The 13825-nt window shown below is 67.1% G+C and carries 10 protein-coding genes; 8 read left to right on the plus strand and 2 right to left on the minus strand.

The annotated features are described in order from the left end of the window. Window positions 1-23: 23 nt before the first annotated feature. The 4 genes from ACW5EG_RS06725 to ACW5EG_RS06740 all read left to right on the plus strand — a co-directional run bounded on the left by ACW5EG_RS06725 (window position 24) and on the right by ACW5EG_RS06740 (window position 5102). Window positions 24-899: a LytTR family DNA-binding domain-containing protein gene (locus tag ACW5EG_RS06725; RefSeq protein WP_457017996.1), complete on the plus strand. Its 876-nt coding sequence runs from the start codon at window positions 24-26 to the stop codon at window positions 897-899. A 126-nt stretch (window positions 900-1025) separates the two neighbouring features. After that, window positions 1026-2154 (plus strand): peptide chain release factor 2 gene (gene prfB, locus ACW5EG_RS06730; RefSeq protein ID WP_457021108.1). Its coding sequence is split into 2 segments (ribosomal slippage): window positions 1026-1100 and window positions 1102-2154, totalling 1128 coding nucleotides; the frame shifts between segments, so codons are not numbered across the junction. 165 nt (window positions 2155-2319) lie between these two features. Then, window positions 2320-3843, plus strand: a complete 1524-nt coding sequence (gene lysS / locus ACW5EG_RS06735) for a lysine--tRNA ligase (RefSeq protein ID WP_457021109.1) — start codon at window positions 2320-2322, stop codon at window positions 3841-3843. Between the two features lie 155 nt (window positions 3844-3998). After that, complete coding sequence (locus ACW5EG_RS06740) at window positions 3999-5102, plus strand: HD domain-containing phosphohydrolase (protein ID WP_457017999.1); 1104 nt, start codon at window positions 3999-4001, stop codon at window positions 5100-5102. Between the two features lie 122 nt (window positions 5103-5224). On the opposite strand, the gene ACW5EG_RS06745 is transcribed toward ACW5EG_RS06740, so the two are convergent. Further along, window positions 5225-6898: a long-chain fatty acid--CoA ligase gene (locus tag ACW5EG_RS06745; RefSeq protein ID WP_457021110.1), complete on the minus strand. Its 1674-nt coding sequence runs from the start codon at window positions 6896-6898 to the stop codon at window positions 5225-5227. Here ACW5EG_RS06745 and ACW5EG_RS06750 point away from each other — a divergent pair. Next, window positions 6897-7529: a hypothetical protein gene (locus ACW5EG_RS06750; RefSeq protein ID WP_457018001.1), complete on the plus strand. Its 633-nt coding sequence runs from the start codon at window positions 6897-6899 to the stop codon at window positions 7527-7529. The two genes, ACW5EG_RS06745 and ACW5EG_RS06750, sit on opposite strands and share 2 nt — an antisense overlap. Before the next feature lie 68 nt (window positions 7530-7597). Here the strand turns inward: ACW5EG_RS06750 and acnA are convergent, their stop codons facing one another. Then, the gene (acnA, locus tag ACW5EG_RS06755) at window positions 7598-10363 is read right to left on the minus strand and encodes an aconitate hydratase AcnA (protein WP_457021111.1); all 2766 of its coding nucleotides are present in this window, start codon (window positions 10361-10363) and stop codon (window positions 7598-7600) included. 179 nt (window positions 10364-10542) lie between these two features. On the opposite strand from acnA, the gene ACW5EG_RS06760 reads away from it, so the two are divergent. The 3 genes from ACW5EG_RS06760 to acnB are packed head-to-tail and all read left to right on the plus strand — an operon-like array spanning window position 10543 to window position 13760. Continuing rightward, a complete protein-coding gene (locus ACW5EG_RS06760; RefSeq protein ID WP_280940938.1) occupies window positions 10543-10740 on the plus strand; it encodes an AbrB/MazE/SpoVT family DNA-binding domain-containing protein in 198 nt (65 codons plus the stop codon). After that, window positions 10737-11135, plus strand: a complete 399-nt coding sequence (locus tag ACW5EG_RS06765; protein ID WP_457018003.1) for a type II toxin-antitoxin system VapC family toxin — start codon at window positions 10737-10739, stop codon at window positions 11133-11135. Before ACW5EG_RS06760 ends, ACW5EG_RS06765 begins: the two co-directional genes overlap by 4 nt. 33 nt (window positions 11136-11168) lie before the next feature. Next, window positions 11169-13760, plus strand: coding sequence for a bifunctional aconitate hydratase 2/2-methylisocitrate dehydratase (acnB, locus tag ACW5EG_RS06770; RefSeq protein WP_457021112.1), 2592 nt, complete (start codon window positions 11169-11171; stop codon window positions 13758-13760). Window positions 13761-13825 lie beyond the last annotated feature (65 nt).

The raw sequence follows: 13825 nt of genomic DNA on the forward strand, positions 1-13825 counted from the left end.
GCCGGGACACGTAGAATCCGGGCATGACGACGTCGCCGACCGCCTACGAACGCTACGCGCCATGGCGACGCTGGGTGGAGGTCGGCTTCGTGGCCGCGATCCTGGTGTCGAACGCCGTCGGCAACAGCGTCACCACGTGGATGGAGCTGGATCGCGATGCGGACAACCCGTTCCATCGCTGGGAGCCGGCGGTGTGGGAGGCCAGCAGCGCGCTGATGTGGTGTCTGCTGATCCCACTGATTGCGCACGTGGCCGGCCGCTACCCGACCCACTGGCGGAACTTGCCGCGGCGCCTGCCGGTGCACCTGGCGGCAAGCGTGGTGGTGTCTCTGGTGCACGTGCTGGGGATGGTCGGCCTGCGGATCCTCGCCTACCGGTGGCAGGGAGCCGCCTATGATTTCGGTCCGTGGCCGCGCGAGCTGCTGTACGAATACCTCAAGGACGTGCGCGACTACGTGGGCATCGTGTTCCTGGTGGAGTGCTATGCGTTACTGCTGCGCCGCATGCAGGGCGAAGCCAGCATGCTTGGTCCGCCCGACGAAGGCCCTCCGGTGGGCTCGGTGGACCGCCCGGAGCGATTCCTGGTGCGCAAGCTGGGGCGCGACTTCCTGGTCGCGGCCATCGACATCGAGTGGCTGCAGGCGTCGGGCAACTACGTCAACCTGCGCGTGCGCGGGCACGACTACCCGCTGCGCAGCACGATCGGCGGAATCGGCGCGAGGCTCGATCCGGAACGTTTCGTCCGCATCCACCGCAGCTACATCGTCAACCTCGACCATGTGAGTTCGATCGAGCCGCTGGACACCGGCGACGCGCGCGTGCACCTGCGGGACGGCCGCACGCTGCCGGCCAGCCGCAGCCATCGCGGTGAACTGCGCGGGCGCTTCGCCGACGCCTGAGCCAGGCGGGTCGCGACCGCCACGATGCGGTCGCAGCCGGCCCGTGCGACCGCACCGTCGGCCCGGGACTGCACCGCGGCGGGTGGATTGCTAGAATCGCGGGCTGTCCAGCCTGCGGTATCCCCCATGATCGAACTCAATCCCGTGCGCCAGCGCATCGCCGACCTGACCGGTCGGCTGCATGCGCTGAGGGGGTTTCTTTGACTACGATGTCCGACGCGAGCGGCTCGAAGAAGTAGAGCGCGAGCTCGAGAATCCCGATATCTGGAACGATCCCGAACGCGCGCAGGCGCTGGGCCGGGAACGTTCCATGCTCGACAAGACCGTCAACGGCATCCGCAACCTGACCGAAGGCCTGGTCGGCGCGGGCGAGCTGCTGGAACTGGCCGAGATGGAGGACGACGAAGACACCGCGCTGGCCGTGGTTGCCGACGTTGACGGCTTCCAGAAGGGCGTGGAGCAGCTGGAGTTCCAACGCATGTTCTCCGGCAAGATGGACAACACCAACGCCTTCGTCGACATCCAGGCGGGCGCGGGCGGCACCGAGGCCCAGGACTGGGCCGAGATGCTGCTGCGCATGTACCTGCGCTGGTGCGAGTCGCGCGGCTGGAAGACCGAACTGATGGAGGCCAGCGGCGGCGACGTGGCGGGGATCAAGTCGGCCACGCTGCGGGTGGAGGGCGATTTCGCCTATGGCTGGCTGAAGACCGAAACCGGCGTGCACCGGCTGGTGCGCAAGTCGCCGTTCGACTCGGACAACCGGCGCCATACCAGCTTCACCTCGGTGTTCGTCTCGCCCGAAGTCGATGACAACATCGACATCCAGATCAATCCCGCCGACCTCAGGACCGACGTCTACCGCTCGTCCGGCGCAGGCGGACAGCACGTCAACAAGACCGAATCGGCGGTGCGCATCACCCACATCCCCACCGGGATCGTGGTCGCCTGCCAGACCGGGCGCAGCCAGCACCAGAACCGCGACAATGCGATGAAGATGCTCGCGGCCAAGCTCTACGAGTTCGAGGTCCAGAAGCGCAACGTCGAGCGCGACGCGGTGGAGGCCACCAAGTCCGACATCGGCTGGGGCAGCCAGATCCGCAACTACGTTCTGGACCAGAGCCGGATCAAGGACCTGCGCACCGGCATCGAGCGCTCCGACACGCAGAACGTGCTGGACGGCGACCTCGACGAGTTCATCGAGGCCAGCCTCAAGTCCGGGCTCGAGGTTGGGTCGAAGCGTACGGATGCAATGTGAGTGTGGCCACGGATTACGCGGATGAACGCGGATGAGGATCGAGGAACGCCCGAGTGCGCGTCCAGCAGTGCCGAGGCCGACCACTGGATCCGCACCTCGGTACCGATTCGCGTGATCCGCGTCAATTCGCGGCAATAAAAGCTCTTTTACCCGAGGCAAGACATAGTGACCGACCAGAAGCCAGACACGCAGCAGCCCGCCGACGAGAACGTCCTGATCGCCGAGCGCCGCGCGAAACTGGCGACGCTGCGCGGGCAGGGCGTCGCGTTTCCGAACGACTTCCGCCGCCACGACTACGCGCAGGACCTCCAGCACGAATACGCCGACGCGGAGCGCTGGACCGGCGAAGCGCTCGAGGCGACCGGCCGTCGCGTCGCGCTGGCCGGGCGCATGCTCGCCAAGCGCGTCATGGGCAAGGCCGCGTTCGCGCAGATCCAGGACGACAGCGGCCGCATCCAGCTGTTCCTGCAGTCCGGCACGCTGGGTGAGCGCTACGACGCGTTCAAGACCTGGGACGTGGGCGACATCGTCGCCGTCGAAGGCGCGCTGATGCGCACGAAAACCGGCGAACTGTCGGTCAAGGCCGATACGCTGCGCCTGCTGACCAAGTCGCTGCGGCCGCTGCCGGACAAGTGGCACGGCCTGACCGATGTCGAACAGCGCTACCGCCAGCGCTATGTCGACCTGGTGGTGACGCCCGAGGCGCGCGAGGTTTTCGTCAAGCGCTCTCGGATCATCGCGGCGATCCGGCGCTGGCTGGACGCGCGCCGCTTCCTCGAGGTCGAGACGCCGATGATGCATTACATCGCCGGCGGCGCGACGGCGCGTCCGTTCGTGACCCACCACAACGCGCTGGACCTGGAGCTGTACCTGCGCGTGGCGCCAGAGCTCTACCTCAAGCGCCTGGTGGTCGGCGGCTTCGAGCGCGTGTACGAGATCAACCGCAACTTCCGCAACGAGGGTGTCAGCACTCGTCACAACCCCGAGTTCACCATGCTTGAACTCTACGAGGCCTACGTCGCCTACGAGGAGGTCATGGACCTCACCGAAGGGCTGATCCGCGACGTCGCCCAAGAGACGTTCGGCACCACGTCCATGCAGTGGGAAGGCAACACCATCGACCTCGGCGCCCCGTTCCGGCGCTGGAAGCTGGAAGAGGCCGTGCGCGAGCTCAACCCCCACATCAGCGTCGCCGACTGCCGCGACCGCGAGGCGCTGGTGCGCCACTGCACCGCGCTGAAGGTCCCGGTCAAGCCCGGCTACGGCTGGGGCAAGCTGCTGCTGGAAATCTTCGAGAAGACGGTAGAGGACGGATTGGTCCAGCCCACCTTCATCACCCATTACCCGGTCGAGGTCTCGCCGCTGGCGCGCGAATCCGACGCCGAACCGGGCATCACCGACCGCTTCGAGCTGTTCATCGGCGGCAAGGAGATCGCCAACGGTTTCTCGGAGCTGAACGATCCGGAGGACCAGGCCGCGCGCTTCCGCGCCCAGGTCGAGGCCAAGGCCGGCGGCGACGATGAGGCGATGCACTACGACGCCGACTACATCCGCGCGCTGGAGGTGGGCCTGCCGCCCACCGGTGGCCTGGGCGTAGGCATCGACCGGCTGGTGATGCTGCTCACCGACTCGGCCTCGATCCGCGACGTGCTGCTGTTTCCGTATATGCGGCCCGAAGCGGGCGGGTAGGCCACCGTGTCGAGGGGCTGCGAGCGGCCTGCGGGGCGGGGCATTTGCGTCCATACTCGATGCTGATCAGAGACACGGAAGGATCCGGCGTGGGCACGGGACTTGCTATCAATCCATCCATCGGGCATCGGTCCGGTCCAGCAGGGCGCGAGCGCATGCGCACGGAGCCAGACGTCCCCATGAACATCGTCATCGTCGATGACCAGACCTCCGCCCGCACCATGTTGCGGCACATCCTCGAGGACATCAGTCCGGAACTCGAGGTGCTCGACTTCGGCGACCCGCAGGCGGCGCTGCGCTGGTGCGAGGAGAACCGCCCGGACCTGCTGCTGCTCGACTACCGCATGCCGGTGATCGACGGCCTGGAGTTCGCGCGTCGGTTCCGCAAGCCGCTGCTGCACCGCGACGTGCCGATCGTGCTGGTGACCGTGGTCGGCGACGAGCCGATCCGGCAGGCGGCGCTGGATGCCGGCGTCATCGACTTCCTGGTCAAGCCGGTGCGTCCGCGCGAGCTGCGCGCGCGATGCCGCAACCTGCTGCAGTTGCGCCAGCAGTCCGAGTCGGTCAAGCAGCGTGCGCTGTCGCTCGAGCAGCGGCTGCTGTCGAGCATGCACGAGGTCGAGGAGCGCGAGCGCGAGACCTTGAACAGGCTTGCGCGCGCGATCGAGTACCGGGACGCCGGGTCGAGTGCCAACCTGGCGCGGCTGGCGGCGGTCGCCGGCATGATCGCCGAGCAGCTCGGGCTGTTCGAGGAAGAGGTGCGGATGATCGAGCTGGCCGCGCCGCTGCACGACATCGGCAAGATCGCCATCCCCGACTCGGTGCTGCTCAAGCCCGGTCCGCTGGACGAGGCGGAGGCTGCGCTGATGCGCGAGCATCCGCGCATCGGCCACGACCTGCTGTCGGGCAGCCAGAACCGCTTCATCCAGCTCAGCGCCATCATTGCGCTGCGCCACCAGGAGCGCTTCGACGGCAGTGGCTATCCCGATGGCCTGGCCGGCGACGGGATCCCGCTCGAGGCGCGCATCGTGGCCGTGGCCGACGTGTTCGACGCGCTGATCTCCAAGCGGCCGTACAAGCGTGCCTGGAGCAACGACGAGGCGCTGCAGTACATCGGCGAGCAGTCGGGCAGGCTGTTCGACCCGGCCTGCGTGTCGGCGCTGCTCAAGAATCGCGACCGGCTCGAGGAAATCTGCCGGCGCTTCGTCGTCACGGCGCCCGCCCCCGATACGCAGGGCGCGCCTCCCGCCGCGCCCTGACGCTGGCCGCCCGCGCGGCCCGGCGCATACGCGCAGACGGGCTTGCAAGACCATCCCGGGTAGCAGCCCGGCAGAATCTGCCGCCCAGGGGCAGGTTCTGCCCCTGGGCGAGGTCGATCGGGTCAGCTGGGGTCGTCGCGCAGGGCGCGGCGCAGGATCTTGCCGACGTTGGTCTTGGGCAACTCGGTGCGGAACTCGACGAAGCGGGGCTGCTTGTAGCCGGTGAGGTTCTCGCGGGCGTGCGCCTTGATCTGGTCGGCGGTCAGTGACGGATCCTTTTTCACGATCACCACCTTGACTGCCTCGCCGGACCTCTCGTCGGGCACGCCCACCGCGGCGACCTCGAGCACGCCCGGCATCATCGCGATCACGTCCTCGATCTCGTTAGGGTACACGTTGAAGCCCGAGACCAGGATCATGTCCTTCTTGCGGTCGACGATGTAGAAGAAGCCCTGTTCGTCCATCCTCGCCATGTCGCCGGTGTGCAGCCAGCCGTCGGCATCGATCGCGGCGGCGGTGTCCTCGGGGCGGTTCCAGTAGCCCTTCATCACCTGCGGGCCGCGAACGCACAGCTCGCCCACCTCGCCGACCGCCAGCATGTTGCCGTCCTCGTCCTTGAGGCAGCAGTCAGTGGACGGCACCGGCAGGCCGATCGCGCCGTTGTACTCGGCCAGGTTCATCGGGTTGATGCAGGCGGCGGGCGAGGTCTCGGTCAGGCCGTAGGCCTCGATCAGGGTCACGCCGGTGGCCTTCTTCCAGCGCTCGGCCACCGAGCGCTGCACGGCCATGCCGCCACCCAGGGTGAGGTGCAGCGAGGAGAAATTGATCTGGTCGAAGCCGGGCGTATTGAGCAGGCCGTTGAACAGCGTGTTGACGCCGGTGATGGCGGTGAACTTCTCGCCCTTGAGCTCCTTGACGAAGCCCGGCATGTCGCGCGGATTGGTGATCAGGATGTTCCTGGCGCCGTACTTCATGAACACCAGGCCGTTCGCCGTGAGCGCGAAGATGTGGTACAGCGGCAGCGCGGTGACGATGACTTCCTCGCCGAGCTTGACGTTGGTACCGATCCAGGCCGAGGCCTGCTGCATGTTGGCCACGAGGTTGCGGTGCGTGAGCATCGCGCCCTTGGCCACGCCGGTGGTGCCGCCGGTGTACTGCAGGAAGGCGATGTCGTCGTGGGTAATGGTGATCGCGGGCAGCTCGTGCTGGCTGCCGAGCTTGAGCACATCGCGGAAGCGCACCGCCTGCGGAATGTCGAAGTCCGGCACCATCTTCTTCACGTTGCGCAGCACGAAGTTGACGATGGGGCCCTTCGGGAAGCCGAGCAGGTCGCCCAGGCCGGTGGTGATGACCTGCTGCACCTCGGTGTGCGGCAGCACCTCCTGCACGGTCTTGGCAAAATTGTCGAGCACAAGGACCACGGTCGCGCCCGAATCCACCAGCTGGTGCTTGAGTTCGCGCGGGGTGTACATCGGGTTGACGTTGACCACGGTCAGGCCGGCGCGCAGCACGCCGAAAGTCGCGATCGGGTACTGCAGGCAGTTGGGCATCATGATCGCGACGCGATCGCCCTTCTTGAGCTTCAGTTCGCCCAGCAGGTAGCCCGCGAACTGGCGGCTGAGTTCATCGATCTGGGCGTAGGTCAGCGCCTTGCCCATGTTGGTGAACGCCGGGCGGTCGCCGAACTGGCGGATCGACTGTTCCAGCACCGCGGGAATCGACTGGAACTCGTCGACGTCGATTTCAGCGGGCACGCCGGCTGGATACTGTGCAAGCCACGGGCGTTCGATCGTCATGTGTTCCCCTCCACGGGACGTTCTGGCCGGCATTCTGGGCGATACCGTTGAGTATGGATTGGAGCATAGGGTCCAGGGGCTGGCAAGGCGCCGCGGCGACGGACGCAAGCGCTGCACAGACGCCGATGGTCGTACAGTGGCGCGCATGGAAAACATCCTTGAACCCCATCGTTGTGGGCCGCGCTCGCGCCGCGCCGCACGGACGATGTGCACGTCGATGTGGATCGCGCTGATGCTCGCGCTATCCGTATCGTGTAGCCGCAGCGATCCGGAAGCGGCGCTGCGCGGAAGCGTGGACGCATTGTCCGCTGCCATCGAAGCGCGCGATCCTGCTGCAATGCAACAGCATCTGGCTGCCGACTTCATCGGCAACGATGGTCTCGATCGCGACGGCGCGCGCAGGCTGGCCATGGGTTATGTGCTGCGCCACCGCGATCTCGGCGTCACCGTCGGCCCGATGGAAGTCGAGATGGCGGCCGCTCATGCCACGGTCCGCTGCAAGGCGATCCTGCGCGGCGGCAGCGGCCGTGCGCTGCCGGACAGCGCGCGGATCTACGACGTCGAATCCGGTTGGCGGATGGAAGATGGCGAATGGAAGCTCGCCAGCGCGCGCTGGACGCCGGTGATGTAGTTGGCCGCGTCCGAACGCCCTCGCGCAGTGCGCGAGGGCGGGGCTTCCGCCCTGTCCGCCGGCGAGGCCTATTCCTGGGCCGCGAGCTGCCGCAGCACGTAGTGCAGCAGGCCGCCGTGGCGGAAGTACTCCACTTCCTTCGGCGTCAGCAGCAGCACGTCCACCTCGATGCGCTTCTCCGTTCCGTTGGCATGCGTTGCCACCAGGGTTGCGCTCCTGGAGCGCCCATCGTCGAGGCCGACGATGTCGATGACCTCGGTGCCGTCCAGCCCGTGGGTCTGCGCGTTCTCGCCCTCGCGAAACCGCAGCGGCAGCACACCCATGCCGACCAGGTTGGCGCGATGGATGCGCTCGAAGCTTTCGGTGACCACCGCCTTGATGCCCAGCAGGATGGTGCCCTTGGCCGCCCAGTCGCGCGACGAACCGGTGCCGTACTCCTTGCCGGCGAAGACCACCGTCGGCACGCCGGCCGACCGGTAGCGCATGGCCGCATCGTAGATCGACATCTTCTCGGGTGCATCGGTGCTGCTGCCCGGCGCGCCGAAGTACAGCGTGTTGCCGCCTTCCTCTCCGCCGAAGAACAGGTTCTTGATGCGGATGTTGGCGAACGTGCCGCGCACCATCACGTCGTCGTTGCCGCGACGCGACCCATAGCTGTTGAAGTCGGCCGGCTGCACGCCGCGCGACTGCAGGAACAGACCCGCCGGCGAGTCCTGCTTGATCGAACCGGCAGGCGAGATATGGTCGGTGGTGATCGAATCGCCGAACATCCCCATCACGCGTGCGCCGCGGATGTCTTCGATCGTGCCCACGTCCATGGTCATGCCGTCGAAGTAGGGCGGGTTCTTGATGTAGGTCGAATCGCCGTCCCACTCGTACAGGTCGCCATCGGGCGAATCGATCGAGTTCCAACGCTTGTCGCCCTTGAACACGTCCGCGTAGTTCTGGCGGAACATCTCCGGGCCGACCGTCCTTGCGATGAAATCGCCGATCTCCCTGTTGCTGGGCCAGATGTCGCGCAGGTAGACGTCATTGCCGTCGCGGTCCTGTCCCAACGGCTCGCGGGTCATATCGATCTCCACGGTCCCGGCGATGGCGTAGGCCACCACGAGCGGCGGCGAGGCGAGGTAGTTCATCTTCACCTCGGCGTGGATGCGCCCCTCGAAGTTGCGGTTGCCCGAGAGCACCGCGGCCACGGCCAGGTCGTTCTCGGCAATGCCGCGCGACACCTCCTGCGGCAGCGGGCCGGAGTTGCCGATGCAGGTGGTGCAGCCGTAGCCGACCACGTGGAAGCCCAGCTTCTCGAGGTCGTCGAGCACGCCCGCCTTGCGCAGGTAGTCGGTGACCACCAGTGAGCCCGGGCCGAGCGAGGTCTTCACCCACGGTGCGGACTTGAGTCCCTTGGCCACTGCGTTGCGCGCCAGCAGGCCCGCACCCAGCATGACCGCCGGATTGGAGGTGTTGGTGCACGAGGTGATCGCGGCGATCACGACCGAGCCGTCGGTCAGCTCGTGGTCTGCGTCCTCGAGGCTGATGGTGGAGATCGGCTTGGCGGCAAGACGTTCGGCCTGCGGCTGGTCGCCGCCGTCCTTTTCGAATCGGCTGATCTGCGGGTCTCGGGCGGCGTCGCGGGTGGCCACCAGCGGACCGACGTTGTCGCGGAAGTTCTGCTTCACGTCCTCCAGCAACACGCGGTCCTGCGGACGCTTCGGGCCGGCCAGCGAAGGCCGCACATCGGCCATGTCGAGCTCGAGCACCGAGGAGTATTCGGCCGCGGCATGGCCGGCTTCGTGCCACATGCCCTGCGCCTTGGCATAGGCCTCGACCAGCGCGATATGCTCCTCGCTGCGCCCGGACAGGCGCAGGTAGCGCAGGGCCTCGGCGTCGATCGGGAAAATGCCGCAGGTGGCGCCGTATTCCGGCGCCATGTTGCCGATCGTGGCGCGGTCGGCCAGCGGCAGGTGCTGCAGGCCGTCGCCAAAAAACTCCACGAACTTGCCGACGACGCCGTGCTTGCGCAGCATCTGGGTCACCGTCAGTACCAGGTCGGTCGCGGTGGCGCCTTCGGGCAGCTTGCCGATGAGGCGGAGGCCGATGACCTGCGGGATCAGCATCGACGAAGGCTGGCCGAGCATCGCCGCCTCGGCCTCGATGCCGCCCACGCCCCAGCCCAGCACGCCGATGCCGTTGATCATCGTGGTGTGGCTGTCGGTGCCGAACACCGTGTCCGGATAGGCCCACGTCTTGCCGTCACGCTCGGCAGTCATCACCACGCGGGCGAGGTGCTCCAGGTTCACCTGGTGGACGATGCCGGTGTTGGGCGGAACGACCTTGAAGTTGTCGAAGGCCTTCTGCCCCCAGCGCAGGAAGCCGTAGCGTTCCTTGTTGCGCGAGAACTCGATCTGGCCGTTGAGGTCCAGCGCATCGGGCCGGCCGAACACGTCCACCTGCACGGAATGGTCGATCACCAGCTCGGAGGGAATCAGCGGGTTGATCTGCTCGGGCCTGCCGCCCAGCCGGACCACCGCGTCGCGCATCGCCGCCAGATCGACCACGCAGGGCACGCCGGTGAAATCCTGCAGCACGACGCGCGCGGGCATGAAGGCGATCTCGATGTCCGGCTCGGCCTTGGGATCCCACTTGGCGACTGCTTCGATGTGCTTGGGCAGCACGGTCACGCCGTCCTCGTGCCGGAGCAGGTTCTCCAGCAGGATCTTCATCGAGTAGGGCAGGCGCGCGATATCGAAACGCTCACCGAGCTTGGGCAGGCTGGCGTAGGTCAGGGATTGGCCGCCGACCTCGAGGGTGGCGTGGGTGGAAAAAGTGTCGGCCATGGTGGGACTCCTTTGGCGGATGGCTGCGGCGTCTGCGCGCGAGTCTACGCCGGTCATTGTCGCCGGCTTGCGACAGCTGCGGACCGCGTCCGGACCGCGCCCGGACAGTATGCTCAGTTGGGTATGGAGAAGGAAGTATGTATAATCCATCCATACCGTTCCGTGCATGGGAGAGCTGGATGGAAGCCACCGTTGCCGAACGCGGCCAGATCACCCTGCCCAAGGCGGTGCGCGATGCGCTGGGGCTGACCAAGGGCAGCGTGCTCAAGGTCGAGCTCGATGGCAGCCGCATCATCCTGCGCAAGAGCGTGGATGACGCGATCTCGCGCGTGCGCGGCAAGTTCGCGCTCGATCCCGGCGGCAGGAAGGACGGATGATCGCGGTCGACGCGCCCGTCCTGATCGAACTGCTGACCGACGGCCCGCACGCGGACGCGGTCGAGGCCAGCCTGCGCCAGTGCCTGGCCGGCGGCCGCGTGGTGCTGTGCGACGTGGCGCTGGCGCAGCTGTGCGCCTGCCTGCGCAACGGCGCCGACGCGCTGGCCGCCGTGGAGGAGATGGGCGTGCATTTCGGTGCGGTCGAGGCCAAGTCGGCCCTGCGCGCCGGTGAGATGGAGCGGCGCCAGCGCCAGCGTGGTGCGGAGCCCAGGCCCATCGCCGATTTCATCGTCGGCGCGCACGCGCTGCTGCAGTGCGACGGCCTGGTCACCTTCGACGCCACATTCCATCGCGACTATTTCAAGGGCCTGAAGCTGATCGTCCCCAAGGCCTGACACTTTTTGATCTGTTTTCTGGAGCATCGAACCATGTTGGAAGCCTACCGCCACCACGCCGCCGAACGCGCCGCGCTCGGCATTCCGCCGCTGCCGCTGAGCGCGCAGCAAACCGCCGCGGTGATCGAACTGCTGAAGAACCCGCCGGCGGGCGAGGAAGCGTTCCTGGTCGACCTGCTCAGCCATCGCGTGCCGGCCGGCGTGGACGACGCGGCCAAGGTCAAGGCTTCGTACCTGGCCGCACTGGCGTTCGGCAGCGAGAGCAGCGCGCTGATCCCGCGCGAGCGTGCTGCCGAACTGCTGGGCACCATGCTCGGCGGCTACAATGTCGCGCCGCTGGTTGAGCTGCTCGATGACGCGGTGCTCGGGACCATCGCCGCCGAGAGCCTGAAGAAGACGCTGCTGGTATTCGACGCCTTCCACGACGTGGAAGAGAAGGCGAAGACCGGCAACGCCAATGCCCGGGCCGTGTTGCAGAGCTGGGCCGATGCGGAGTGGTTCACCAGTCGCAATGAAGTGCCGCAGTCGCTGACCATCACCGTGTTCAAGGTCCCCGGAGAGACCAATACCGACGACCTGTCGCCCGCACCCGACGCGACCACGCGCCCGGACATTCCGATGCACGCGCTGGCAATGCTCAAGAACAGGCGTCCCGACGCGCCGTTCGTGCCCGAGGAAGACGGCAAGCGCGGCCCGATCCAGGAAATCCTCTCGCTCAAGGACAAGGGCCACCTGGTCGCCTACGTGGGCGACGTGGTCGGCACCGGCTCAAGCCGCAAGTCGGCCACCAATTCGGTGCTGTGGTGGACCGGCGACGACATTCCGTTCATTCCCAACAAGCGCGCCGGCGGCGTGTGCCTGGGCAGCAAGATCGCGCCGATCTTCTACAACACGATGGAAGATGCCGGTGCGCTGCCGATCGAACTCGACGTCTCGCAAATGCACCACGGCGACGTGGTGGAGCTGCGCCCCTACGAGGGCAAGGCGCTGAAGAACGGTGAGGTGATCGCGGAGTTCGAGGTCAAGTCCGAGGTGCTGTTCGACGAGGTGCGCGCCGGTGGCCGCATCCCGCTGATCATCGGCCGCGGGCTGACCGCGCGGGCGCGCGAATCGCTGGGGCTGCCGGCGACCACGCTGTTCCGCCTGCCGCAGCTGCCGGCCGATTCGGGCAAGGGCTATTCGCTGGCGCAGAAGATGGTCGGGCGCGCCTGCGGCCTGCCGGAGGGGCAGGGCGTGCGTCCCGGCACCTACTGCGAACCGAAGATGACTTCGGTGGGTTCGCAGGACACCACCGGCCCGATGACCCGCGACGAGCTGAAGGACCTGGCCTGCCTGGGCTTTTCCGCCGACCTGGTGATGCAGTCGTTCTGCCACACTGCGGCCTACCCGAAGCCGGTCGACGTCAAGACCCATCACACGCTTCCGGAGTTCATCTCCACCCGCGGCGGCATCTCCCTGCGCCCGGGCGATGGAGTGATCCACAGCTGGCTCAACCGGATGCTGCTGCCCGACACCGTCGGCACCGGCGGCGACTCGCACACGCGCTTCCCGGTGGGCATTTCGTTCCCGGCGGGCTCGGGCCTGGTCGCATTCGCGGCGGCCACCGGCGTGATGCCGCTGGACATGCCCGAGTCGGTGCTGGTCCGTTTCAAGGGCAAGATGCAGCCCGGCGTGACCCTGCGCGACCTGGTCAACGCGATTCCGTACTACGCGATCAAGGCAGGCCTGCTGACCGTGGCCAAGGCCGGCAAGAAGAACATCTTCTCCGGCCGCATCCTCGAGATCGAGGGCCTGCCGGAGCTGAAGGTGGAGCAGGCGTTCGAACTCTCCGATGCCTCGGCCGAGCGTTCCGCGGCCGGCTGCACGGTGCGGCTCGACAAGGCGCCGATCATCGAATACCTCACCAGCAACATCACCCTGCTGAAGTGGATGATCGCCGAGGGCTACGCCGACGCGCGCTCGCTCGCGCGCCGCATCGCGAAGATGGAAGAGTGGCTGGCCAACCCGCAGCTGCTCCAGCCCGATGCCGACGCCGAGTACGCCGCCGTGATCGACATCGACCTGGCCGAGGTGCACGAGCCGCTGCTGGCGTGCCCCAACGATCCGGACGACGTCAAGTCGCTGTCCGATGTCGCCGGCACGAAGATCGATGAGGTGTTCATCGGTTCGTGCATGACCAACATCGGGCACTTCCGCGCTGCGGCCAAGCTGCTGGAAGGCAAGCGCGACATCCCGACCCGCCTCTGGGTCGCACCGCCGACCAAGATGGATGCCTCCGAGCTGACCAAGGAAGGTCACTACGGCACCTTTGGCAGCGCCGGTGCGCGCATGGAGATGCCGGGCTGCTCGCTGTGCATGGGCAACCAGGCGCAGGTGCGCGAGGGCGCGACCGTGTTCTCGACCTCGACACGCAACTTCCCCAACCGGCTCGGCCGCGACGCCAACGTGTTCCTCGGCTCAGCTGAGCTGGCGGCGATCTGTTCGCGCCTGGGCAGGATTCCATCGAAGGCCGAGTACATGGCGGACGTCGGCGTGCTCGACGAGCACGGCGCCGAGATCTACCGCTACATGAACTTCGACCAGATCGAGGAATACCGCGACACGGCGGCGACCGTCGCGGCCTGATCTGGCTGCAGCTGGAGGCGCCCGCAACGACGGGCGCTTCCATGCTTCGACGACTGGGCTCGGCA

It is taken from the genome of Luteimonas sp. A611 (assembly GCF_054072715.1).

Bases quoted from the DNA above. Each gene is read 5' to 3' on its own strand.
- ACW5EG_RS06725 (WP_457017996.1), top strand. From the start codon at position 24: ATGACGACGTCGCCGACCGCCTACGAACGCTACGCGCCATGGCGACGC.
- ACW5EG_RS06740 (WP_457017999.1), top strand. From the start codon at position 3,999: ATGCGCACGGAGCCAGACGTCCCCATGAACATCGTCATCGTCGATGAC.
- ACW5EG_RS06750 (WP_457018001.1), top strand. From the start codon at position 6,897: ATGTGTTCCCCTCCACGGGACGTTCTGGCCGGCATTCTGGGCGATACC.
- ACW5EG_RS06745 (WP_457021110.1), bottom strand. From the start codon at position 6,898: ATGACGATCGAACGCCCGTGGCTTGCACAGTATCCAGCCGGCGTGCCC.
- acnA (WP_457021111.1), bottom strand. From the start codon at position 10,363: ATGGCCGACACTTTTTCCACCCACGCCACCCTCGAGGTCGGCGGCCAA.
- ACW5EG_RS06760 (WP_280940938.1), top strand. From the start codon at position 10,543: ATGGAAGCCACCGTTGCCGAACGCGGCCAGATCACCCTGCCCAAGGCG.
- ACW5EG_RS06765 (WP_457018003.1), top strand. From the start codon at position 10,737: ATGATCGCGGTCGACGCGCCCGTCCTGATCGAACTGCTGACCGACGGC.
- acnB (WP_457021112.1), top strand. From the start codon at position 11,169: ATGTTGGAAGCCTACCGCCACCACGCCGCCGAACGCGCCGCGCTCGGC.